This is a genomic window from Couchioplanes caeruleus, from assembly GCF_003751945.1.
GTDB lineage: Bacteria > Actinomycetota > Actinomycetes > Mycobacteriales > Micromonosporaceae > Actinoplanes > Actinoplanes caeruleus.
This window is the reverse complement of the sequence record NZ_RJKL01000001.1, coordinates 4,250,847-4,274,086: the sequence shown is the minus strand read 5'-3', so window position 1 is coordinate 4,274,086 and position 23,240 is coordinate 4,250,847. Positions and strand designations below refer to the sequence as shown.

General features: G+C 70.2%; 20 protein-coding genes. 11 read left to right on the top strand and 9 right to left on the bottom strand.

Annotated features, from left to right (window positions below; genetic code table 11):
- Positions 1–613: 613 nt before the first annotated feature.
- The 4 genes from dnaK to EDD30_RS19125 all read left to right on the top strand — a co-directional run bounded on the left by dnaK (position 614) and on the right by EDD30_RS19125 (position 4,854).
- Entirely contained in the window at positions 614–2,500 is a 1,887-nt protein-coding gene (dnaK, locus tag EDD30_RS19140) for a molecular chaperone DnaK (RefSeq protein ID WP_071807699.1), read from the top strand.
- Positions 2,497–3,123, top strand: coding sequence for a nucleotide exchange factor GrpE (gene grpE / locus EDD30_RS19135; RefSeq protein ID WP_084556835.1), 627 nt, complete (start codon positions 2,497–2,499; stop codon positions 3,121–3,123). The genes dnaK and grpE overlap by 4 nt, the downstream gene beginning before the upstream one ends.
- A gap of 67 nt (positions 3,124–3,190) precedes the next feature.
- The gene (gene dnaJ / locus EDD30_RS19130; RefSeq protein ID WP_071807697.1) at positions 3,191–4,381 is read left to right on the top strand and encodes a molecular chaperone DnaJ; all 1,191 of its coding nucleotides are present in this window, start codon (positions 3,191–3,193) and stop codon (positions 4,379–4,381) included.
- A gap of 32 nt (positions 4,382–4,413) precedes the next feature.
- On the top strand, positions 4,414–4,854 hold the full coding sequence (locus EDD30_RS19125; protein ID WP_071807694.1) for a heat shock protein transcriptional repressor HspR: 441 nt from the start codon (positions 4,414–4,416) through the stop codon (positions 4,852–4,854).
- Between the two features lie 18 nt (positions 4,855–4,872).
- On the opposite strand, the gene EDD30_RS19120 is transcribed toward EDD30_RS19125, so the two are convergent.
- From EDD30_RS19120 to EDD30_RS19110, 3 genes are all read right to left on the bottom strand, one after another.
- Positions 4,873–5,319 (bottom strand): hypothetical protein, encoded by a 447-nt coding sequence (locus tag EDD30_RS19120; protein WP_071807692.1) that lies wholly within the window; start codon positions 5,317–5,319, stop codon positions 4,873–4,875.
- Positions 5,320–5,539: 220 nt separating this feature from the next.
- Positions 5,540–6,745 (bottom strand): cation:proton antiporter, encoded by a 1,206-nt coding sequence (locus EDD30_RS19115; RefSeq protein ID WP_071807691.1) that lies wholly within the window; start codon positions 6,743–6,745, stop codon positions 5,540–5,542.
- A gap of 7 nt (positions 6,746–6,752) precedes the next feature.
- A complete protein-coding gene (locus EDD30_RS19110; protein ID WP_071807689.1) occupies positions 6,753–7,250 on the bottom strand; it encodes a cation:proton antiporter regulatory subunit in 498 nt (165 codons plus the stop codon).
- A gap of 146 nt (positions 7,251–7,396) precedes the next feature.
- Between EDD30_RS19110 and clpB the strand changes: the two genes are divergently transcribed.
- The 5 genes from clpB to EDD30_RS19080 all read left to right on the top strand — a co-directional run bounded on the left by clpB (position 7,397) and on the right by EDD30_RS19080 (position 15,231).
- Positions 7,397–9,985: an ATP-dependent chaperone ClpB gene (gene clpB, locus EDD30_RS19105; protein WP_071807687.1), complete on the top strand. Its 2,589-nt coding sequence runs from the start codon at positions 7,397–7,399 to the stop codon at positions 9,983–9,985.
- A gap of 573 nt (positions 9,986–10,558) precedes the next feature.
- Positions 10,559–11,650, top strand: coding sequence for a hypothetical protein (locus EDD30_RS19095; RefSeq protein WP_071807683.1), 1,092 nt, complete (start codon positions 10,559–10,561; stop codon positions 11,648–11,650).
- A gap of 91 nt (positions 11,651–11,741) precedes the next feature.
- Positions 11,742–12,848 (top strand): hypothetical protein, encoded by a 1,107-nt coding sequence (locus EDD30_RS19090; protein ID WP_071807681.1) that lies wholly within the window; start codon positions 11,742–11,744, stop codon positions 12,846–12,848.
- Between the two features lie 805 nt (positions 12,849–13,653).
- Entirely contained in the window at positions 13,654–14,031 is a 378-nt protein-coding gene (locus EDD30_RS19085) for an ArsR/SmtB family transcription factor (protein WP_071807679.1), read from the top strand.
- Positions 14,032–14,559: 528 nt separating this feature from the next.
- A complete protein-coding gene (locus EDD30_RS19080) occupies positions 14,560–15,231 on the top strand; it encodes a class II aldolase/adducin family protein (protein ID WP_244945616.1) in 672 nt (223 codons plus the stop codon).
- Positions 15,232–15,333: 102 nt separating this feature from the next.
- Here the strand turns inward: EDD30_RS19080 and EDD30_RS19075 are convergent, their stop codons facing one another.
- The 5 genes from EDD30_RS19075 to EDD30_RS40715 are packed head-to-tail and all read right to left on the bottom strand — an operon-like array spanning position 15,334 to position 21,365.
- Positions 15,334–16,260, bottom strand: coding sequence for a DedA family protein (locus EDD30_RS19075; RefSeq protein WP_123678357.1), 927 nt, complete (start codon positions 16,258–16,260; stop codon positions 15,334–15,336).
- 54 nt (positions 16,261–16,314) lie between these two features.
- Complete coding sequence (locus tag EDD30_RS19070) at positions 16,315–18,786, bottom strand: polynucleotide kinase-phosphatase (protein ID WP_071807675.1); 2,472 nt, start codon at positions 18,784–18,786, stop codon at positions 16,315–16,317.
- On the bottom strand, positions 18,783–20,195 hold the full coding sequence (locus tag EDD30_RS19065) for a 3' terminal RNA ribose 2'-O-methyltransferase Hen1 (protein WP_071807673.1): 1,413 nt from the start codon (positions 20,193–20,195) through the stop codon (positions 18,783–18,785). Before EDD30_RS19065 ends, EDD30_RS19070 begins: the two co-directional genes overlap by 4 nt.
- Positions 20,196–20,246: 51 nt before the next feature.
- The gene (locus tag EDD30_RS19060) at positions 20,247–20,969 is read right to left on the bottom strand and encodes a hypothetical protein (RefSeq protein ID WP_071807671.1); all 723 of its coding nucleotides are present in this window, start codon (positions 20,967–20,969) and stop codon (positions 20,247–20,249) included.
- A gap of 39 nt (positions 20,970–21,008) precedes the next feature.
- Positions 21,009–21,365 carry a hypothetical protein gene (locus EDD30_RS40715; RefSeq protein ID WP_244945315.1) on the bottom strand — a complete coding sequence of 119 codons (357 nt, stop codon included), beginning with the start codon at positions 21,363–21,365 and terminating at the stop codon, positions 21,009–21,011.
- Here EDD30_RS40715 and fbaA point away from each other — a divergent pair.
- Together fbaA and EDD30_RS19045 are read left to right on the top strand one after the other, a co-directional pair.
- Entirely contained in the window at positions 21,358–22,383 is a 1,026-nt protein-coding gene (fbaA, locus tag EDD30_RS19050; protein ID WP_071807667.1) for a class II fructose-bisphosphate aldolase, read from the top strand. The genes EDD30_RS40715 and fbaA overlap by 8 nt on opposite strands.
- A 103-nt stretch (positions 22,384–22,486) precedes the next feature.
- Complete coding sequence (locus tag EDD30_RS19045; RefSeq protein ID WP_244945314.1) at positions 22,487–23,017, top strand: hypothetical protein; 531 nt, start codon at positions 22,487–22,489, stop codon at positions 23,015–23,017.
- 3 nt (positions 23,018–23,020) lie between these two features.
- On the opposite strand, the gene EDD30_RS39210 is transcribed toward EDD30_RS19045, so the two are convergent.
- The gene (locus EDD30_RS39210) at positions 23,021–23,230 is read right to left on the bottom strand and encodes a hypothetical protein (protein WP_071807665.1); all 210 of its coding nucleotides are present in this window, start codon (positions 23,228–23,230) and stop codon (positions 23,021–23,023) included.
- Positions 23,231–23,240: the final 10 nt, after the last annotated feature.

The following is a 23,240-nucleotide window of genomic DNA, read 5'->3' as shown; positions in this document are numbered from 1 at the left end:
CCGCCCGGAGCTGGGACAGCGCGGTGGCGAGGCGGCCCAGCGCCGGGGGCGGCTCGACGGGCTCCGGCAGCCCCGGGGGAGCGCTCTCCGTTGCCGTTTCGGGGGGAAGGTCGTCGAGCGTGGCCGGATTGGTCTGAGTGGTGACGACGTTGCCCGTGGTGGACGCCTTGACCGGCGGCCATTCCGGGGTGGCCGGCCCCTGTTCACGTGCAGCTCCGGCGTCCTCGGCGGGCGCCGCGGTGGCCTCAGGGGGCTCGGAGGGCACGGCAGTATCCCGCTCCTCCGGTTCGCCGTTCTCTGCCATGGATTCTGTCGGCGGCCCGTCGGCTACGGCGGGCGTGGCCGACGGACCGACCGCGTCACCGTGCGTCGTCACGGGTAAAGCGTGCCCGATCTATGCATCGCAGACAACAGGTACCCCACCCGTCGTGACCGGACAGGGACCTTCTTCCCGGAAGTTGGACCTTCTTCCCGGAAGTTGCGCCGGGTTGACTCAACTTCGGCTTGCGGTCTGGCCACGCCGTGGCATCATTGAGTCCGGTCCGCTCAACTTGTGGGCCCGCAATCGTGTAAGACAGCAGTAAGACGCCCGGTGAGAAGCGAGGAAGCGAACATGGCACGAGCGGTCGGCATCGACCTCGGCACCACGAACTCCTGCGTCAGCGTTCTGGAAGGAGGCGAGCCCACCGTCGTCGCCAACGCGGAGGGTGCCCGGACGACCCCGTCCATCGTCGCCTTCGCGCGCAACGGCGAGGTGCTCGTGGGCGAGGTCGCCAAGCGTCAGGCGGTGACCAACCCCGACCGGACCATCCGTTCGGTCAAGCGCGAGGTCGGCACCAACTGGTCGATCGACATCGACGGCAAGAAGTACACCCCGCAGGAGATCTCCGCGCGGGTGCTCATGAAGCTCAAGCGTGACTCCGAGGCCTACCTCGGCGAGACGGTCACCGACGCGGTCATCACCGTCCCGGCCTACTTCAACGACGCCCAGCGCCAGGCCACCAAGGAGGCCGGCGAGATCGCGGGCTTCAACGTCCTGCGCATCGTCAACGAGCCCACCGCGGCCGCGCTCGCCTACGGCCTGGACAAGGGCTCCAAGGAGCAGACCGTCCTGGTCTTCGACCTCGGCGGCGGCACCTTCGACGTCTCCCTCCTGGAGCTCGGCGAGGGCGTCATCGAGGTCAAGTCGACCTCCGGCGACAACCACCTCGGCGGCGACGACTGGGACCAGCGGATCATCGACCACCTGGTCAAGACCTTCCGCGGTGAGAACGGCATCGACCTGTCGCAGGACAAGATGGCGCTGCAGCGGCTCCGCGAGGCCGCCGAGAAGGCCAAGATCGAGCTGTCCGCGGCGACCACGACCAGCATCAACCTGCCGTACATCACGGCCGGCGCGTCGGGCCCGCTGCACCTGGACATGAACCTGTCCCGGGCCGAGTTCCAGCGCATGACGCAGGACCTGCTGGACCGGTGCAAGGCGCCGTTCGAGCAGGCGATCAAGGACGCCGGCGTCAAGGTGTCCGACGTCGACCATGTCATCCTGGTCGGCGGCTCGACCCGTATGCCGGCCGTGTCCGACCTGGTCAAGTCGCTGACCGGCCGCGAGGCCAACAAGGGCGTCAACCCGGACGAGGTCGTCGCCGTCGGCGCCGCCCTGCAGGCCGGCGTGCTCAAGGGCGAGGTCAAGGACGTCCTGCTGCTCGACGTGACCCCGCTGAGCCTGGGCATCGAGACCAAGGGCGGCATCTTCACCAAGCTGATCGAGCGCAACACCACGATCCCGACCAAGCGCTCCGAGGTCTTCACCACGGCCGACGACAACCAGCCGTCCGTGCTGATCCAGGTGTTCCAGGGCGAGCGGGAGATCGCGGCGTACAACAAGAAGCTCGGCACCTTCGAGCTGACCGGCCTGCCGCCGGCGCCGCGCAACGTGCCGCAGATCGAGGTCACCTTCGACATCGACGCCAACGGCATCGTGAACGTCCACGCGAAGGACCTGGGCACCGGCAAGGAGCAGAAGATGACGATCACCGGCGGCTCCGCGCTGCCGAAGGACGACATCGAGCGCATGATGCGCGACGCCCAGGACCACGCCGACGAGGACAAGAAGCGCAAGGAGGACGCGGAGACGCGCAACCTCGCCGAGCAGCTTCAGTGGCAGACCGAGAAGTTCCTGGCCGAAAGCGGCGACAAGCTGCCCGAGGACGCCAAGAACCAGATCAGCGAGGCGCTGGGCGACCTGCGCGGCGCGCTGGGCGGCAGCGACATCGAGAAGATCAAGACCGCCCACGAGAAGCTGGCCTCGGTTTCTCAGCAGGCCGGCTCCCTGCTCTACGCGCAGCAGCAGCAGGAGGGTGCGGAGGGTGCCCCCGGCCCCGACGGTGCCCAGGGCGCGTCCGCCGGTGCCGCCGGTGGCGCGGCCGGTGCGAGCGCCGGTCCGCAGGGCGGTGCCGACGACGTCGTGGACGCCGAGATCGTCGAGGACGACAAGAAGTGAGCCGGGCGGACGACGAGAACGACGGTCAGGCGACCGAGCGCGTCGTCATCCGCGATCGCCGCAAGATCGATGTGAAGGGTAAGGACACCACGGTGACCAAGGAGGCCGAGGAGTCCGCGGAGACCAGGGGCGGTGCGCACCGTGCCGCCGAGGAACCCGAGGACCAGGTGACCGCCACGCCGGGTCTCGGTGCGGAGCTGGCAGCTCTGCGTACCGAGCTGGAGGAGCGCACCCGCGACCTCCAGCGGGTGACCGCCGAGTACGCGAACTATCGCAAGCGTGTCGACCGGGATCGCAGCGCGGCGGCGGAGCAGACCACCGGTGCGGTGCTCACCGCCCTCTTGCCGGTGCTCGACGACCTCGACCGGGCCCGTGAGCACGGCGACCTGGTCGGGCCGTTCGCCACGGTGGCCGAGTCGCTGGGCGCCGTGGTCGGCAAGCTCGGCCTCGTCGCCTTCGGTGAGAAGGGCGACCCGTTCGACCCCACCCGCCACGAGGCGGTCGCGCACCTGACGTCGGCCGACGTCACCGAGCCGACCTGCGTCGAGGTCATGCGTCGCGGCTACATCCTGGGCGAGCGGCTGCTGCGGCCCGCGATGGTCGCGGTCGCCGACCCCGCGTGACGATGTCCCGTCCCGTCCACCGTCAGGTGGGCGGGACCCGTCGCATCCGTAGGAGGAGGTGGGCCGGATGAGTTCGAAGGACTGGCTGGAGAAGGACTTCTACGCCGTTCTCGGGGTGGGCAAATCCGCCTCCGCCGATGAGATCAAGAAGGCGTACCGGAAGCTGGCCCGGGAGAACCATCCCGACCACAACCCCGGCAACACCGACGCCGAGGAGCGGTTCAAGGCCGCCTCCGAGGCGTACGACGTGCTGTCCGACGACAAGAAGCGCAAAGAGTACGACGAGATGCGCTCGTTGTTCGGCTCCGGCGCGTTCCGCCGGGGCGCGCGGGCCGGCGGCAGTTCCCAGTTCGACCCCTCCGACCTGTTCGGCGGGTTCAGTGGGGCGGGCGCGGGCGGCGGCGGTGCCGGTGACCGGCGGTTCGGCGGCGCCGGCTTCTCGGACATCTTCAGCTCGATCTTCTCCGGCGGCGGCGCGGGTGGCGGTCCCCGCCGTGGCCCGCAGCGCGGCCGGGACGTCGAGGCCGAGGTGACGCTGGACTTCGCGCACGCGGTGCAGGGCACGACGCTGCCCCTCACCCTGCGCTCGCCCGGTGTCTGCGACATCTGCCACGGCAACGGCGCCAAGCCCGGCACCGTGCCGCGGACCTGTCCGCAGTGCCAGGGCTCGGGGCTGATCTCGCGCAACCAGGGTTCGTTCAGCTTCTCCGAGCCGTGCCGCGAGTGTCAGGGCGCGGGTTCCATCGTCGAGCAGAAGTGCCCGGAATGCCGCGGCACCGGCGGGGTCACCAAGAACCGCACGATCAACGTCCGCTTCCCGGCCGGGGTCGCCGACGGGCAGCGGATCCGGCTCAGCGGCCGGGGCGAGCCCGGCGAGCGCGGTGGTCCGGCCGGCGACCTGTACGTGCAGGTCCGGGTGCGCCCCGACGACCTGTTCGGGCGCGTCGGCGACGACATCACGATGACCGTGCCGATCACGTTCGCCGAGGCGGTGCTCGGCACCGACCTGCGAGTGCCCACCCTCGACGGCTCGGTGACGCTGCGGGTGCCGCCGGGCACGCCGAGCGGACGGAAGCTGCGGGCCCGGGGCAAGGGCGTGCAGCGCCGCGACGGTCAGGTCGGCGATCTGCTGGTCACGGTCGAGGTACAGGTGCCCACCGGCGTCTCGGACGAGGCCCGGGACGCGCTGGAACGGTTCGCCAAACTCACGCCGAACGCGGAACGCGGACGTATCGACGCCCGGCTGCGCCGGGGATAACCGGCGAGTCAGGAGCCTCCGGGAGGTGGCACATGTATGAAGAGATCAGCATCTCGATGGAGCAGGCCTCCGACGCGAAGGTCCTGATCATCTCCGTCGCCGCGCGGCTGGCCGGGATGCACCCGCAGACCCTGCGCCAATACGACCGGCTCGGCCTGGTGCAGCCCGGCCGGGCCGGTGGCGGTGGCCGGCGCTACAGCGAGCGCGACGTCGCCCTCCTGCGCGAGGTGCAGAAGTTGAGCCAGGAGGACGGCGTCAACCTGGCGGGCATCAAGCGGATCATCGGCCTCGAGCAGCTCGCCGGCGAGCTTCAGGAGCGGATCGCCGAACTGGAGTCCCAGCTCGACGCCGCATACCAGCGGATCGCCCAGCTCGAGGCCGTGGCGTCGTACCCGAGCCGCGACCTGGTCCGGCAGGAGCGCCCCTCGACCGCGCTGGTCGTGTGGCGCCCGCGCCGCTCAGGGCAGGGATGACCGTCCGGCCGCCGCGGTTCAGCGGCGGCCGAAGAGGGCCAGGCGGCGGGGATGGCGCACCAGGCCGCCCTCGATCCAGTCCTGGTAGTCGAAGAGCTCGGGGCGGGTCATCAGCACCCGGCAGTTGTGCGCCCAGATGGACATCGGCTCGTCGCCGACCTCCTCCGCCCGCTCCACGTACTTCTTCAGGCGGCGCTTGCGCTGCGAGGACGCGTTGGGACGCACCCCGTCCGCCGCGTAGATGTACATGCAGTGCTGGGCGAAGCGCCGGGCCGGGCACTGCCTGTCCATCGCCAGCTCGAACAGGGTCGGCGCGAGCACGTCACCCGCGATCAGCAGGTCCCAGTCCGACGGCATGGCGTCGAGCGGGACGGCCTCCGGGTGGTAGGCCCACGCTTGCAGCTCCTCCGGCCGTGGGTCGACCGGGTTGGCGAATCCGAAGAACGTCGACTCACGCACAGTCACGACGCCGCCCCATCACTCTGGATCATCCGCCTGTCCTCCTGAAGACTCAGGGCCCGCGCCTGCGCCGTGAGCTTCCTCGGATCAGGCGTGTCGCTGGTCACCCTGATAACTCGTTGTTGTCGCGGCGACACGTTAGCGCGTGAGATCGCCCCGGCGGAAGTGATGAGTTATCACTTTCGGATACCGGTCAGTAGCATTGCGCAGCCCAGAGGTTCCCTGGTCAGTCCGCTGCGGGCACCGGGCCGGCCGGTGGGCGCACCGGCATCCGCCGCCGGATGGCGGTCTTGAACCAGGAGTAATCAGGCAAACGGGCCAGGAGCGGCCCGCTTACCACCGTGATGAGGACGTACGCCGTCGCGAGCGGGGCCAGCTCGGGCTCCACGCCCGAGGCCACCGCCAGGCCGGCGATGACGATGGAGAACTCGCCCCGGGGCATGAGGGCGAGGCCGGCGCGTACCTGGCCCGGCAGGGCGATGCCACGGCGCCGGCCCCCGAAGACGCCGGTCAGGACCTTGGTCAGCATCGTCAGCGCGGCGAGGCCCAGTGCGGGCAGCAGCACCGGCGGCATGGCGGCGGGGTCGGTGGAGAGGCCGAAGAACACGAAGAACACCGCGGCGAAGAGGTCACGCAGCGGTGACAGCATCTGCACCGCGCTGTGCGCGACCTGGCCCGAGAGCGCGATGCCGACCAGGAACGCGCCCACGGCGGCGGAGACGTGCAGCTCCGCGGCCACCCCGGCGACGAACAGGGTCAGCCCCAGCACGCTGAGCAGTAGGGCCTCGGGGTCCTTCACCGACACGAAGTTCGAGATGGCGTTGCCGTAGCGGATCGCCACCACGAGGACCGCGACCACCGTGAGCACCGCGACGGCCAGGGCCTTCGCCCCGCCCAACAGCCCGGCCCCGGCCAGGACGGCGGTGACGAGGGGCAGGTAGAACGCCATCGCGAGATCCTCGATGACCAGCACCGACAGGATCACCGGGGTCTCGCGGTTACCCAGCCGGCCGAGATCCGCGAGTACCTTGGCGATCACGCCGGACGACGACACCCAGGTGATGCCCGCCAGCACCACCGCCGCCTCCCAGCCCCAGCCGAGCAGCAGAGCGAAGCCGGCGCCGGGCAGGGCGTTCAGCAGAGCGTCGATGAGCCCGGCAGGGGCCGCCGCGCGCAGGTTGCCGACGAGCTCGCTCGCCGAATACTCCAGGCCCAGCATCACCAGCAGCAGGATGACGCCGATCTCGGCGCCGACCTCGATGAACTGCTCGCTGGCCGAGAGCGGGACCAGGCCGCCGTGGCCGAACGCGAGCCCGGCGAGCAGGTAGAGCGGGATGGGCGACAGCCCGATGCGACGGCCGAGCCGCCCGAGCATGCCGAGCGCGAAGAGGAGCGCGCCGACCTCGATCAGAAGGATCGTCGTGCTGTGCACCGGCGCCTCAGTCGCCGGTGTCGCCGGCGAGGATGGCGGTGAGGCCACCCAGGCCGTCGCGGGTGCCGACGGCGACGACCACGTCGTTCGCCTCGAAGACGATTGACGGGCCGGGCGAGGGGATCACCTCACGGTCGCGCAGCACCGCCACGATCGATGCACCGGTGCGGGTGCGGGCCCGGGTGTCGCCCAGCCGGCGGCCGACGAAGGGTGAGCCGGCGGGCAGGGCGATCTGTTCGGTGAGCAGGCCCGCGGCCTGCTCCCGCAGGCCGGAGAGCTGGCCCAGCATGAGCGACGCGCCGAGCACGTCGGCCAGCGCCTCCGCCTCGTCGTCGGTCAGCGGTATCGAGGCGAGGCACGAGTCGGGGTCGTCCACGTCGTAGAGGACCAGGTCGCGGCGGCCGTTGCGGTGTGAGACCACGCCGACCGTACGCCCGGACGAGGTCACCAGATCGTGACGGACGCCGATGCCAGGAAGGGGAGTCTGCTCTACCCGTACACGCACACGGTCAACGGTAATGGTTGCGGGCTCGCGAGACCGGTGACGGGGCATGGACTCGCCGGCCTAGAGTTGAGTGGAATACGCTCAAGTCTCAGATCGCTGTACCACTCGGATGCTGCATCTCTTGGAAGATCCGATCAGGGGAGCAAATGAACGCCGAACGTCTAACCACCAAGAGCCGCGACGTCATCACGGGTGCGGTCGCCGACGCCAACCAGCGGGGGCACGCCACGGTCGAGCCGTGGCACCTGCTTCTCTCGCTGCTCGACACCGGCGGCTCCACCGCCCCGGCACTGCTGCGCGCGGCCGGTGCCAACCCCGCCGACGTGCGGCGCGCCGCCGCCCGGGCGGTCGAGCAGCAGCCCTCCGCGCGGGGGGCGAGCACCGCCGAGCCCAGCCTCTCGCGAGAGTTCGTCAACGCCATCGGCGAGGCCGAGCTGATCGCCAAGCCGCTCGGCGACGAGTACGTCTCCACCGAGCACCTCCTCGCCGGCCTGGCCCGGGTCGGCGGCGCCGTCGGCACGGCCCTGCGCGACGTGGGCGCCACCGAGGAGGCCCTGGTCGCCGCGTTCCCGTCGGTGCGCGGCGGCGAGCGCCGGATCACCAACCAGGACCCCGAGCAGACCTACAAGGCGCTGGAGAAGTACAGCGTCGACCTGACCGCGCTGGCCCGCGAAGGCAAGATCGACCCGGTCATCGGACGGGACGCGGAGATCCGCCGGGTGGTGCAGGTGCTGTCCCGGCGTACGAAGAACAACCCGGTTCTGATCGGTGAGCCCGGCGTCGGGAAGACGGCGATCGTGGAGGGCCTGGCGCAGCGCATCGTCGCCGGCGACGTCCCCGAGACGCTGCGCGACAAGAAGCTGGTCTCGCTCGACCTCGGCGCGATGGTCGCGGGCGCGCAATACCGCGGCCAGTTCGAGGAGCGCCTCAAGAGCGTCCTGGAGGAGATCCGCAACTCCAACGGCCAGGTCGTCACGTTCCTCGACGAGCTGCACACGGTCGTCGGCGCCGGCAAGGGCGAGGGCTCGATGGATGCCGGCAACATGCTCAAGCCCATGCTGGCCCGTGGTGAGCTGCGCATGGTCGGCGCGACCACGTTGGACGAATACCGCGAGCACATCGAGAAGGACCCGGCCCTGGAACGCCGCTTCCAGCCGGTCGTCGTCGGCGAACCCACCGTCGAGGACACCATCGGCATTCTGCGCGGCCTCAAGGGCCGCTACGAGGCCCACCACCGGGTGCAGATCACCGACGCGGCTCTGGTCGCGGCCGCGGCGCTCTCCGACCGTTACATCAGCGACCGGTTCCTGCCGGACAAGGCCATCGACCTGATCGACGAGGCCGCCTCCCGGCTGCGCATGGAGATCGACTCCCGCCCGGTCGAGCTGGACCAGCTCCAGCGGCAGGTCGACCGGATGCGGGTCGAGAAGCTGGCGCTGGAGAAGGAGACCGACCCGGCCTCGCTCGCCCGCCTCGAGCGGCTCGAGCGCGACCTCGCCGACCGCGAGGAGGAGCTGACCGCCCTCAACGCCCGCTGGGAGCGCGAGCGCGGGGGCCTCAACCGGGTCGGCGAGCTCAAGAAGCAGCTCGACGAGACCCGCGCAGAGCTGGAGCGGGCGCAGCGCGACGCCGACTGGGAGCGGGCGTCCCGCCTGCAGTACCAGGAGATCCCCGCGCTGGAGCGGGAGATCGAGAGCGCGTCGGCGGCGGAGGACGAGAAGACCGAGCCGCCGATGGTCAAGGAGGAGGTCGGCGCCGACGACATCGCCGAGGTCATCGCCTCGTGGACCGGCATCCCGGCCGGCCGGATGATGGAGGGCGAGACCGCCAAGCTGCTGCGCATGGAGGAGTCGCTGCAGGCCAAGGTGGTCGGCCAGGCCGAGGCCGTCGCGGCAGTCTCCGGCGCCGTACGCCGAGCCCGCGCGGGCGTCGCCGACCCCGACCGTCCCACCGGCAGCTTCCTGTTCCTCGGCCCCACCGGCGTCGGCAAGACCGAGCTGGCCAAGGCCCTGGCGGGCTTCCTCTTCGATGACGAGCGGGCCATGGTCCGCATCGACATGAGCGAGTACGGCGAGAAGCACTCCGTCGCCCGCCTCGTCGGTGCCCCGCCCGGGTATGTCGGCTACGAGGAGGGTGGCCAGCTCACCGAGGCGGTGCGGCGGCGGCCGTACAGCGTCGTGCTGCTGGACGAGGTGGAGAAGGCCCACCCGGACGTCTTCGACGTGTTGCTGCAGGTCCTCGACGACGGGCGGCTCACCGACGGGCAGGGCCGTACGGTCGACTTCCGCAACGCGATCCTGGTGCTCACCTCCAACCTGGGCTCGTCGGTCATCTCCGACTTCACCCTCGGCGAGGAGGAGCGGCGCGAGGAGGTCATGGCGACCGTGCGCGGGCACTTCAAGCCGGAGTTCCTCAACCGGCTGGACGACATCGTGGTGTTCCACGCGCTGACCGCGCAGGACCTCGCGGCCATCGTCGACATCCAGCTCGGCCGGCTGCGCAACCGGCTCGCCGACCGGCGGCTCAGCCTGGACGTCACCGAGGCGGCCGTGCAGTGGCTGGGTGAGCACGGGTACGACCCCATCTACGGTGCCCGGCCGCTGCGCCGCCTGGTGCAGTCGGCGATCGGCGACTCGCTGGCGAAGGCACTGCTCGCCGGGGAGATCGTCGACGGAGACACGGTCCTGGTCGACCTCAGCGATCAGAAGGACGGGTTGCGCGTCGCGCGAGCCTGAGCACGAAGAAAGGCCCCGAGCTTGCTCGGGGCCTTTCGCCGTCTTCTCTAGCTGGCTTTCGCCTCCCGCTGCCGGTAAGCGTGGGTCATGAGAATGTCCGTGAAGGCATGTTCGCCTTCCTCGGACCAGATCCTGATCCCGTCGCGGTGGAGCTGATACCGGACGTCTGTGTAGCGGGTCCTCGTGTCGTCATGGTGGACGACGGTCAAGGTGTCTGCGTGGGGCATGGGACTCACCGGTCCTTAAGGGTCTTGGGGCGGCCGCGGCATGGACACACGGCACGCGCGATCTAGGGTGCTCTGATCCGGTCTGTCTCGGCCCCGGCTATGGGTGAGCGGGGGCGGCGACTCGGTCGGGCACAGGACGACGCCGAGGGACTTTGGTGCCTGCGGCGCGCCACGAGATGGAAGTGTATGGGGCGGGATCGACTCCTGTCGCCCCTCAAACGAGCGACCTATTTCATCCGATTTCGTCCTACGTTGGGCGATGTTGCCACACATCCGGCGTCCCGTCCTCGGGTCCGCGGATCTGGCGTCAACCCGATACCGTGAGTGGATCTAGGAGGGAGCGCCGATGTATCCGGCAGCACCGGCACCGAGTTCACGTCCCACGGTCGTCACCGTCTCGTCGTACCTGCTGTACTTCAGCGCCGCCGCGTCCATCCTCAGCGCGGTGCTCTCACTGTTCACGGTCTCGACGATTTCGGACGTCTACCGAGACCTGTATGCGAACAGCAGCCAGGACGGTTTCGAATCCCTCGTCGTCGTCTCGATCGTCGTCGCGGTGGCCATCAACATCCTGATCGGCGCCGGCCTGGCAATCCTCGGGATCTTCAACAACCGGGGACGCCAGGGTTCCCGGGTCACCACCTGGGTGATCGGCGGCATCTTCCTCTGCTGCAACGGCTTCGGCCTGCTCAGCAACGCTGCCGGCAGCGGCATGAACTTCGACACCGGTTCCACCGGCGGGCCGAGCCAGCAGGAGGTGGACGAGCGGCTCGCCGAGGAGCTGCCGGGCTGGTTCACGCCGATCACGGTGACGCTGACCGTGCTGCTGGTGCTGGCGATGCTCGCAGCCCTGATCCTGCTGATGCTGCCGGCCGCGAACACGTACTTCCGCAAGCCGCAGTCGACCTGGGATCCGTCGATGCCGTTCCCCTACCCGTACCCCGGGCAGCCGGGATACCCGCAGCAGCCGGGCTACCCACAGCCGGGTTATCCGCAGCCGGGTTACCCCCAGCCGGGGTATCCGCAGACCGGGTATCCACAGGCCGGATATCCGCAGCAGCCTGGTTACCCGGGGCCGGGCGCATTCCCGGCTTATCCGAGCAGCCCCGAGCCGTCGACTCCGCCGCCTGCCGCGGGGGAGACTCCGCCGCACACCGGCACTGTCCCGGCAACGGATCCCTGGGGCGTGCCCTCAGCCGCCCCTGACGTCCCACAGCAACCCACGCCCTCCACCCGGTCCTCGCAGCCGGCCTCGGAGACTCCGGCCGGGACCGACCCGTCCGCGGGCTCATCGCAGTCGCCGTCTCAGCCGCCGTCCGGGTCGGAGTCGCCGTCCGGGTCGGAGTCGCCGTCTCAGCCGCCGTCCGGGTCGGAGTCGCCGTCCGGGTCGGACTCGTCGCCGGATCAGCCGGGTCGTCGGCCCACCGATCCGGCCTGACATCCGTTCACTCACGCGCCGCCGGGTAAGCCCGGCGGCGCGTGTCGCGTCCGGGTAGGTTCGTCCGCAACGGATCACCCGGGAGACCTCCATGACGTACGCAGCGCAGCCCCCGGTCGGGGCCGCCCCGCTACCCACGCCCGCCGCGACGCCGCGCCGGCCGGCATCGGTCGGCATCGCATCGGCCCTGCTGATCGTCATGGCGGTGGTGGGCCTCGCGTACGCGGTGGCGACACTTGCGACCGCTCCCGGCACGGTCGACCGGTTCCGCGACACCGCCGGCAACAGCGAGGACGTCGACGGCTTCGTCACCGTGCTGTGGATCGGTGCGGCCATGAGCGCGGTCCTGGCGGTCATCCTGTTCGCGCTGTACATCGTGCTCGCGATGGGACTGCGCCGCGGCAGCAACGGCTTCCGCATCGCGACCCTGGTGGTGTGCGCTCTCGGGCTGGTCGCAGGCTGTGCCTCGACGGTGACGGTGGCGCTCCAGCGCGATGGCGACTCGTCGCCGGGATCCCTCGGGCAGGCGCTGGTCGAGGCGTACCCGGATTCCTGGATCGCGCTCAACGTCGGGCTGGGTATCGCGCAGATGATCGGCTATGTGCTGGTGGGCGTGTTGCTGCTGGCCGCGCCCCGGGAGTTCTTCGGGCGGGCGCCGAAACCGGCGCCGGCGGATCCGTTCGCCGCGCCCGCCGGAGTGCCGGTCGGCTACGGAACCGTGCAGGGTGGATATCCGCCGCCGCCGACGTATGGTGCGCCGTATCCGGGAGGTCCACCGCCGTATGTGGGAGGGCCGGCCTCGCATCCGACGGGCCCGGCGCCGTTTTCCGCGGGCCCGGCGCCGTTTTCCGCGGGCCCGGCGTCGCATCCCGCGGGCCCGGCGCCGTATGCGGGAGGCCCGGCCCCAGCGACGCCGGCGCCTGTGGCGGGGGAACCGGACGGGCCGAGCCCGTGGGCAGCGCCGCCCCCCACGACGCCTACCGCACCGATGCCTTCATCTACCGCAGCCCATCCTCCGTCGACCGTTCCGTCGGCACCCCACGACCTTCCGCCGGGCGGCGTGGCGCCTTCCGAGGGTGCGGAGGGTTCAGGGCAGTGGCGGGATTCACCGTCGCCGGATCAATCCACGGGTGCCGCTGCGCCCGGCTCTACCGTCAATAACCCGGGAGAGTCCTCTCCGGACCCCCGGTCGAGCTGAAGAGGGACGCGATATAGACGGTTGTACGTCACCCGAACGGGTAGCGTTGTGCGACAAGGGTCTCTTTGCTGACGCTGTCCGGCCGGGCTTTCGCCGAGGACGGACAGATGTGGATGGATGACATCGGTGTCAGTCCGTACTCGGTTGATGACCGTCGTTGTCTCGGTCCTCGGGAGCCGAGGCTGCCAAAAGCGCTTTGAGCTGCATCTATGCCGATAGTCACGAGGTGGCTGGAGAGGGTTCAGTTAACAATATTTCCTGTTACCGGCTAGTTAACTACGTGCGTCAATCGTTCCTTTCCGCCCCGGCAGGGCAGATCGTTCCGGTTTTCGTCGAGCCAGTACCCTCGATGTCATGGAAGCCCACCACGACCTGCGTAAATTCATCACTGAATTGCCCGTCGCGCAGCGTTGTGCCGTGCTTTCATCGGGTCGTGAAGGCGACTGTGGCGCACAACCTCACCGTGTAACCGTGCCATACACGGTGGGTTCAGTGAGCGGGCGGCCGCTGGTCGGTCGGCGTACTGATCGCGAAATCGAAATGTGGGGTCCCTCACTCCCGGGGTGGGGATCGAGGAGCTCGACGGTGTTGGACAGCGACCAGACGGCGACTGAGGCGTTGCAGGAGGCAGAGACCGAAGTCGGTGTCGCGGGAATGGTGGATCGGGGTGCGGACGCTGCCGTGCGGGGGTGCCGGACAGACGTACCGATCGCCCTACCGTTCGATCGACTTCGGCCTTACGGCCTGAAAGTCAGCCGGTTCGTTCCTGCGCACATGCAGGAGAATCGATGCAGTTGGTGGAAGGATGGAGATCGTGGGAACTGCGTTGGCGGAAATGACAATGCCTCAGATCTCGCCGCTGGCCGGCGAGCCTATTGAACGTGCCGATGCGGAGCGGTTGGCCGGGGTGCTCAAGGCACTCGCGGATCCCGCCCGGCTTCGGCTGCTCAGCCTCATTCAGTCCGCTTCGGATGGCGAAGCGTGCGTCTGCGACCTCACCGCACCGCTGGGGTTGTCGCAGCCGACCGTGAGCCACCACCTGCGGATCCTGACCGAGGCGGGCCTGCTCGAGCGCGAGAAGCGCGGAGTGTGGGCCTACTACCGTCTGGTCCCGTCCGCGATCGCCACGATCGCGGACCTGCTCACCCCGCCGCGCAAGCGGGCCACGAAGAAGGCCCGCTGACGCCGGGCCGATTGCGGGGAAAGCCCGTCCTGACCGGACGGGCCTCGCGAGAGATCCGCTGACGGGACACCTGCCCACCAGGCCCGTACGGCGGTCTTCCAGGGACTTGACCGGTGTCGGCCGGATCGCGAAGGGTTCGTTTCTTCAGGGCGGACCAGGAAGCGATCGCGCCGGCGCCGGGCCATCGCGGGAGATGCCCGCTCCGACCTGACGGGCCACGGGCAGGCCCGCTCAGGGAGGGCGGGCGGCGCGCTCTCCAGGTGCTGCCCATCGGCTCCCAGCCCACCTGGGAGCGGGCCGACCGGCAGAAAAGAGCCGGCAACCGGCAGGAAGAGTGCCAAGCCGGTCCAGGCCGGTGGAAAGGCACACCGGTCGGCAGGGCAGCCCTGATACAACGACAGAAGTGGCAAGGCCGCCGGGCAACGGCGGACAGGTGCCTGGCGTCACCGATCATCGAGCGTGACGCCAGGCGGGACACCTCCATCAGGATCCACCCCCGAGGACCCGAGGAGTCAACGGTTGAACTACGTGCCCGGTGATCTGCGCGATCAGCTCGCGCATGTGGGCTACGACGTGGTCCAGGCCGGAATGGTCTGCGGATCGGGCGGAAACCTGTCCGCCCGCATCCCCGACGAGGACGCCTGCTGGGTGACCGCGAGCGGCGCCTGGCTGGATCGGCTGAGCCGGTCGTCGTTCGCGCCGGTGCGCATCGCCGACGGTTCACCCGCAAACCTGGGCACCGGCGGCGTGCCGGTGCCGCGGCTGACGCCAACGAGCGAGCTGGCGCTGCATCTGGCGCTCTATCGGGCGCGTCCGGACGTCAACGCGATCGTTCATCTGCATCCGCAGACGGCGTTGCTGCTGGATGCCCTGGGTGAGCACATCAGGATCGTGACCACGGATCACGCCTACTACCTGACGCGAGTGTCGACGGTGCCGTTCCGGCTGCCCGGAAGCGTCGAGGTGGCGGCACTGACCGCGGCGATGGCCGCCGACGGGACGAACTGCCTGGTCCTGAGCCAGCACGGCTGTGTCGTCATGGCGGACAGCGTGGAGCTCGCCCACAAACGGGCGCGCAACCTCGAGGAGGCCGCCCGGCTCACCTATCGGGCGCTCACCCTCGGTCGTCTGGACAGCCTCCGCGAAGTGCCGGAGGAGTTTCTGGATCGGCTGGCCGGCACCGAGCCGGTCACCGTCTGAGCGACGAATGCCGGCCCGGACGGGCCGGCCTGGTCCGCCTTCTCAGGCCAAGTGGCGCGGCCTCAGGACGAGACGCGCGGCCTCAAGGCGAGACGCGCGGCGTCAGGCCGAGTGACGCGGCCGGTGGTGCCCGTGGTCGTCCTCGCCGGCGTACCCGCGGTCTTGTCCGTGGCCGTCGCCCTGGCCGGGCCCGGCCTCATGGTGGTGGCCCGGGACATGGTGGGCCACTTCGTCCGCGAGGTGAGCCACTTCGTGGGCCACTTCGTCCGCGATGCCGACCACGCTGGCCGCCGCGACCACGCCGATCGCGGTCGCCGGACCCGCCGTCTCGGCAAGGCCCTTGACCGCGGCGCGCTTCTTCGCCTTCCGCTCGCGGATCACCTCGATGATGATCGGCAGGACGGAGATCAGGATGATCAGCGCCACAACCGGCAGGATGTAGCGGTCGATCTTGCCGCCGATGGCCTTGTAGATCCGGTCGGCCAGCAGGTAGCCGATCAGGATGATGCCGTCACACCACAGGATCGCGCCGACCACGTTCCAGAGGAAGAACTGCCGGGCCGGCATGCCGAGCGTGCCGGCGACCGGGTTCAGGAACGTACGGACGATCGGGATGAACCGGGCCAGTACCACCGCCTTCGCCGGGCCGAACTTCTCGAAGTAGTACTCCGCCTTCTCCACGTACTCCCGCTTGAACAGCTTGCTGTCCGGGCGGTCGAACATGCGGCGGCCGTACTTGGCGCCGAGGACGTGGCCGAGCTGGGCGCCGACGATCGCGCACAGGGGCGCGCCGATCAGCAGACCCATCAGGGACATCCGGGTGCCGTCGCCGAAGATCGAGTCGGCCACCGGCGACGCGGCCACGCCCGCCAGGAACAGCAGCGAATCCCCCGGAAAGAAGAAACCGACGAGAAGGCCGGTTTCCGCGAAGAGGATCACCCAAACGCCGATCAGCCCGAAGGTCTGCAGCAGGTCCTTCGGGTCCATCGGGTTCAGAGCAAGCTGCTCGGTGAGCGCACGGTAGGTCACGAGAAGGAAGGGTACCGGCCGCCGGCATGCCGAAACCTGTACGAATGCTGTGGATTACAGTCGGGGATCGACCGGCTCCGATTCCGCAGCCAGGATGGCGAAGACCAGCTCGTGGACGCGCCACAGCGGCGCACCCTCGGCCAGCCGGTCCAGCGCGGCCAGACCCAGCCCATGCTCACGCAGAGCCAGACTCCGCTTGCGGCCGAGCTGGCGCTGCCGGAGCCGGGAGAGCTGTTCGGGACGGGTGTACTCGGGGCCGTAGATGATCCGCAAATACTCCCTTCCACGGCATTTCACCCCCGGCTGCACCAGCCGTCCCTTGGCGTCGGTCGCGCCGAGCCCGGCGTACGGCTTGACGACCATGCCCTCACCACCCGCCGCGGTCAGCCCGAGCCACCAGTCGGTCGCCGCCCGTTCCGCCTCCGGATCGCCGAGGTCCACCACCATCCGCCGGGTCGGCGTGAACAGCTCCGGATCGGCCGCGACGAGCTTGTCCGCGATGCCCAGATGCCAGCCGTGGTCCTTGTCCTTGTGGCTGACACCGGGACCGGCGAGGACCGCGAAAGGCGCGAGGGTGACGGCGGTGTCGACGGGCCGTACATACGCCCGGTAGGCGGCCGAGTAGCCGGCGATCTCCGCCGACCGCAGCGCGATCCGTTCGCGCAGACCGCCCACGTCGAGCCCCCGGGCCGCGACGCGGTCGAGCACCGACAGGGCCGCCGGCAGCGCGGCCCGGCCCGCCGCCCCGACGCCCGCGTAGCGCTCGCGGATCAGGCCACCAGCCTTCGCCGACCACGGCAGCAGCTCGGTGTCGAGCAGCAGCCAGCCGTCCTCGAGCAGCCCCGCCCCGATCGCCGCGGCACGCGTCCGGGCCAGCAGCGCCCCGGTGCGGCCGGCGTCGAAGAACGGCCGTCCGGTGCGGGTCCAGATCGCGTCGCCCGCGCCGTCCTTCGAGATCCGTACGACCGCCCGCGAACCCATGTGCTTCTCCTCGCACACGACCGTGCCGACGCCGGCGGCCCGCAGGTCCGCGAACGCCGTCGACGGGTGCTCGAGGTAGCCATCGACCGTTGCGGTGGAGCAGGGCGCCATCGTCGGCGGTAGCCACACCAGCGTCTCCGGCGCCAGCGCGAAGCGGCTCATCACCTCGAGCGCCGCGGCGGCGTTCTCGGCGGCGACCGTGGTCCGGCCGTACCCGTAGCCGAGGTGGCGCCGGCCGGTGACGTCCGCGAGGTCCAGTCCCTCCTCCGGCCGGGTGGTCTCGGCGACCAGCGGCCGGGCCGGGGCGTAGTACTCCCGCGCTGCCGGGACGGATACGAGCTCGCGGGACGGCCAGCGCAGGGCGGTGAGCTTGCCGCCGAAGACGCAACCGGTGTCGAGGCAGATGGTGTTGTTGATCCACTCCGGGTCCGGCGTCGGGGTGTGGCCGTACACGACCGCCGCCGAGCCGCGGTAGTCGCGCGCCCAGGGGTAGCGGACCGGCAGGCCGTACTCGTCGGTCTCGCCGGTCGTCTCGCCGTAGAGCGCGAACGAGCGCACGCGGCCGGACGCGCGGCCGTGGTAAGCCTCCTTCAGGCCGGCGTGCGCGACCACGAGCTTGCCGCCGTCGAGCACATAGTGGCTGACCAGGCCGTCGATGAAGGTGCGCACCTCGGCCACGAACTCGGGAGTCTCCGCTTCGAGCTGGGCGAGTGTCTCCGGCAGGCCGTGGGTGAGCTGCACGTTGCGTCCGTTGAGCTTGCGCGCGAGCTTCTGCTCGTGGTTGCCCGGCACGCAGATCGCCGTACCGGCCTTGACCATGCCCATGACCAGGCGCAGCACCCCCGGGGAGTCGGGGCCGCGGTCGACCAGGTCGCCGACGAAGACCGCCGTGCGCCCCTGCGGATGCACGGCGTTGTCGCGGGTCACGGCATAGCCGAGCGTGGTCAGCAGGGTGTCCAGCTCGGCCCGGCAGCCGTGCACGTCGCCGATGATGTCGAACGGGCCGGTGAGCTCACGCTTGTCGTTGAACAGCTTCTCGTAGCGGATCGCGGCACCGGCGATCTCCTCGGCGCCGCGCAGCACGTGCACCTTGCGGAAGCCCTCCCGGGCGAGCTGGCCGAGGGAGCGGCGCAGGTCGCGGTGCATCCGGGTGAGGACCTGGCGGCCGAACGTACGGTCCTCGCGGGCCTGCGTACGCTCCCACGCCAGCGCCTCCGGCACGTCGAGCACCACGGCGACCGGCAGCACGTCGTGCTCCCGGGCGACCTTGACCAGCCCGGCCCGGGCGTGCGGCTGGAGGTTGGTGGCGTCCACGACGGTGAGCCGGCCCGCCTTGAGCCGCTTGGCCGCCACGTAGTGCAGCACGTCGAACGCATCGCCGGACGCCGACTGGTCGTTCTCGTCGTCGGCGACCAGGCCGCGGAAGTAGTCCGAGGAAAGCACCTGCGTCGGCGCGAAATGCTGCCGGGCGAAGGTGGACTTGCCGGATCCGGAGATGCCGACGAGCGCCACGAGCGCCAGCTCCGGGATGTCGATGTCGGTCATGCCGCCTCCTTCCGGGTGAAGATCGCCAACTGGGTGGGGGTTCCATGTCGTTCGTCGGTGTCCCCGACGCCGTGGAGCGTCACGTCGTAGCCGTGCGCGCTCGCCGTGCGGGCCGTCCAACCGGCGAACTCGGCGCGCGTCCACTCGAAGCGGTGGTCGCTGTGCCGCATGCCGGTCAGGCCCTCGTAGAGGACGTTGTATTCGGCGTTCGGCGTGGTCACGACCACCGTCGCGGGCCGGGCGTGGCCGAATACCGACGCCTCCAGCGCGGGCAGCCTCGGCGGGTCGAGGTGTTCGATCACTTCCATCAGCACCGCGGCGTCGTACCCCTTGAGCCGGTCGTCGCGATAGGTGAGCGCCGACTGCCAGAGGGTGACGCGGCCGCGCTGCCGCTCCGGGACGCGGTCCAGGTGCAGCCGGCGGTGGGCCAGCTCCAGGGCGCGCGCGGAGACGTCCGTGCCCACGATCTCGGTGTAGCGCTTGTCCTTGATCAGGGCACCGATCAGGGCACCGCCGCCGCAGCCGAGGTCGAGCACGCGGGCGGCACCGGAGTCGGCGAGCGCGGCCAGGACGGCCTCCCGGCGCTGCTCCGCGAGCGACTGCCGGCGTGGCACCGGCAACTCGGCGTCCTCGTCGGCGGCCGTGTCCACGGGGACGTCGACGGAGTCCGCGTCATCACCGTCGAGCCGCTCCAGGGCGCTCGCGGCCAGCGACCGGCGGTGCGCCAGGTAGCGGCGGGTGATCAGCACCTTCTCCGGGTGTCCCGCCAGCCAGCCCTCCCCGGCGCGGAGCAGCTTGTCGATCTCGTCGGGCGCGACCCAGTAGTGCTTGGCGTCGTCGAGGACGGGCAGCAGCACGTACAGATGGTTGAGCGCGGCCGCGACCGTGAGCTCACCCATCAGCCGCAGGTCGACGTAGCGGCTGTCGCCACCGAGCTCGGGCTCCAGCGGGATCGGCGCCGCCGTCACGGCCCAGCCGAGCGGCTCGAACAGGCGGGTGGCCAGCTCGGTCGTGCCCCGCAGCACGGGTACGTGGATCTCCAGCGGCAGGGGCGTGCCGACCAGTGCCGGGCGGTCCTTCGACTCCCCGCGCAGGGCGCTGCGGAAGACCTTGGCGAGCGCGCTCGCCACCAGGCTGGAGGCGGCGTACGGGCGGTCGTTGACGTACTGGCCCAAGGTGAACGACTCCGGCGCGGTCTGCTGTCGCCGGCCGCCGCGGGCGGCGCTGAGCCGCTCGGGGTCGACGTCGAGCAGGAGCGCGGCCGTGCACCGGTCGTCGGCGGCGTCCGGGAACAGGACGTGGGCCGTGCCGGTGGGGACGTCGAACGAGTGCACCTTGTCCGGGTGCTTGACCAGCAGGTAACCGAGGTCGGTCGCCGGCCGGTGGGTGGTCGTCACGGTGAGCAGCACCGACCGATGATCGCAGTGCCTGTCGGGCGGAGCGAGGCGATTTCGTGCTACTCAGCCGGCGCGGGGGGAGCAGCAGCGAGCGTCGGCCATGGTCGCGGTGACGCCCCGCGGCAGGGTCAGCCAGGTGAGCGTCTGAGTGTTGCGGAACAGCTCGGCGTAGAGGGTTCCCGGCCCCCGGTTGGTCAAGCCGATCCGGATCGTCGTGGTTCCTCCGGGTTCCAGCGTCACGGCCGGTGCGGAGGCGGCGAGGTCGGGCCGTTGCGGTCCTTTGACGACGAGCCCCGCCGAGCCCCAGTTGTTGTCCCCGCCGACGTCCACCTGCGGAACGCCGGCGGAGGCGGCCTGCGGCACCAGGGTGAGCGGCGCGCCGTGCCCCCGCTCGCCCCGAAACTCCCGGAAGACCACCTGCTGGTCCTCCCACAGCGAGGGGGTGGAACACGGTGCCCCGCAGGGTGCAGGGGGACTCGTCGGCGTCAGCCGCGCGACGACGATGTCGTCTGCGAAACCCCCGAACTGAAGCTCCACCAGGTCGGCGACCTCGGTCACGTCGATCGTGTACGCGATGCGGTGCGGGCGGGCCGGCAGCTCCGGCTGAGCCAGCACTCCGGAGAGGTTCGCCGTGTAAGTCTCGTCCTCGGTCTGGGGCGCGATCGTGATCGGGTCGAAGACCGTGTTCAGCCGTGGCGGCGCCGGAGCCGCATCGGACGGCGTCGGGGCCACGAGGGCGGCGAGAACCGCCGCCGTGATCAGGGTCCCAAGGCGGCAGAGGCGCATGATCGGAGCTAAGTGTCCGGACCATGCGATATGGGAGCTTTAGCGGTAGTCGTCCTCTAGTTCGACGATTCGGTTCTCTTCACTCGCGGCCCAGGCAGACGCTTCGGTCACCCTGGGCACTTCCGTGTCGTCGCGTTCGGCGTCGAGCCAGCCGGGTGCGGCCTCGGTGGCCTGTTCGGCCGCGTCCACCTCCGGCGTCTCCAGATCGGGTTCGTTGCTCGGGTACGTCATCGCCGACTCCTTTCCGCAGTCGCGGGCACCATCAATGGTGCCGCGTCCCCGATTGTCACGGTGCGTAAACCGGCACGCGATTTCCCCCACCCTCTCGGCTGCGCGATACTGCCTGCTGGAGCCCTCTCCCGTCAGCACGATCAAGGAGCGCACACCGATGCCCATCGCTTCCCCTGAGGTCTACGCCGAGATGCTCGACCGCGCCAAGTCCGGCGCGTTCGCGTACCCCGCGATCAACGTCACGTCCTCGCAGACCCTCAACGCCGCCCTCCAGGGCTTCGCGGAGGCAGGCAGCGACGGCATCATCCAGATCTCCACCGGTGGCGCCGAGTACGTCTCGGGCCCGACGGTGAAGAACATGGTCACGGGTGCGGTCGCCCTCGCCGAGTTCGCCACCGAGGTGGCCAAGCACTACCCGGTCAACATCGCGCTGCACACCGACCACTGCCCGAAGGACAAGCTCGACGGGTACGTACGCCCGCTGCTGGCCATCAGCAAGGAGCGCGTCGCCAACGGCAAGGCGCCGCTCTTCCAGTCGCACATGTGGGACGGCTCCGCGGTGCCGCTCGACGAGAACCTCCAGATCGCCGAGGAGCTGCTGGCCCTGGCGGCCGACGCCCACATCATCCTCGAGATCGAGGTCGGCGTCGTCGGCGGCGAGGAGGACGGCGTCTCGGCCGCGATCGACGACAAGCTCTACTCCACCGTCGAGGACGGCCTGGCCACCGCCGCCGCCCTGGGCCTGGGCGAGAAGGGCCGCTACATGACGGCCCTGACCTTCGGCAACGTGCACGGCGTCTACAAGCCGGGCAACGTCAAGCTGCGCCCGGAGATTCTCAAGGAGATCCAGGAGGCCGTCGGCGCCAAGTACGGCAAGGAGAAGCCGTTCGACCTGGTCTTCCACGGCGGCTCCGGCTCGCTGCTCTCGGAGATCCACGGCGCCCTCGACTACGGCGTGGTGAAGATGAACATCGACACCGACACGCAGTACGCGTTCACCCGCCCGGTGGCCGACCACATGCTGCGCAACTACGAGGGCGTCCTCAAGGTCGACGGCGAGGTCGGCAACAAGAAGATGTACGACCCGCGCGCCTGGGGCAAGCTGGCCGAGAACGGCCTTGCCAAGCGCGTCGTCGAGGCGTGCGAGCACCTGCGCTCGACGGGCACCACTCTCGCGAAGTAGCGACTCGTCGGTGGCCGGTCCCCGTACGTGGGGCCGGCCACCGTTGTGTTGCAAGGCCACGCCGAGGCGTGGGTACGATCGTCGTCCTCGGCTCACGGAGGCGGTGATCTTGCTCGGCATCGAGGGATACGAACCGGAGTGGCATTACGACGCCGGTGCCCTCGCCGCCGTCCACCGAGGACGCTTCTCGCAGCTCATCGGCCGCAGACTGCTGCACGGCTGGCTGATGTGGGACCTGTCGGCGCGGGGCTGGTTCGCCGACGGCCCGGTGATCCTCGGCTTCGGCGGCACCAACGTCGAGATCACCCACCGCAAGTTCGACGAGTGCGCCATCACCTGGGACCAGGTGGACATGAGCGCCCCCATCGACTGGTACGCGACCGGCATCCAGCTCGACTGGCGCGCCGACCCGCATGCGGCCCTGCGTCATGCCCGGGGCCGGATCCTGCGCGAGGTCAACATCGTCGAGCGCACCACCGTCGCGGAGTGGCGACCCCGCGTCCTGCACGCGGTCGAGTTCCTCTTCGAGGGGGCGCGGCTCGCGGTCTACAACGCGATGGACGAGAACGGGCTGACGGGCGTACCCGAAATGGACCTTCCGGTGTCTAGCTGGCGCCGGGTCCGCGTCGCTTGACCGTCAATCGCCGCCGCCGCCGCCGCCACCACCTCCGCCGCCGCCGCTGTCCGAGCTGCCGCCGCCGTCACCCCACGAGCCCCACCCGCCGTCGGTGGAGCTGACCCAGCCGTCACCGCGGTGGGAACGCCGCGACTTGCCCTTGTTGCGAGACGCCAGGGCCAGGGCCGCGATGAGGAGGACACCCACGAGGAACAAGACCATGATCTCCATGGCCGCAGTG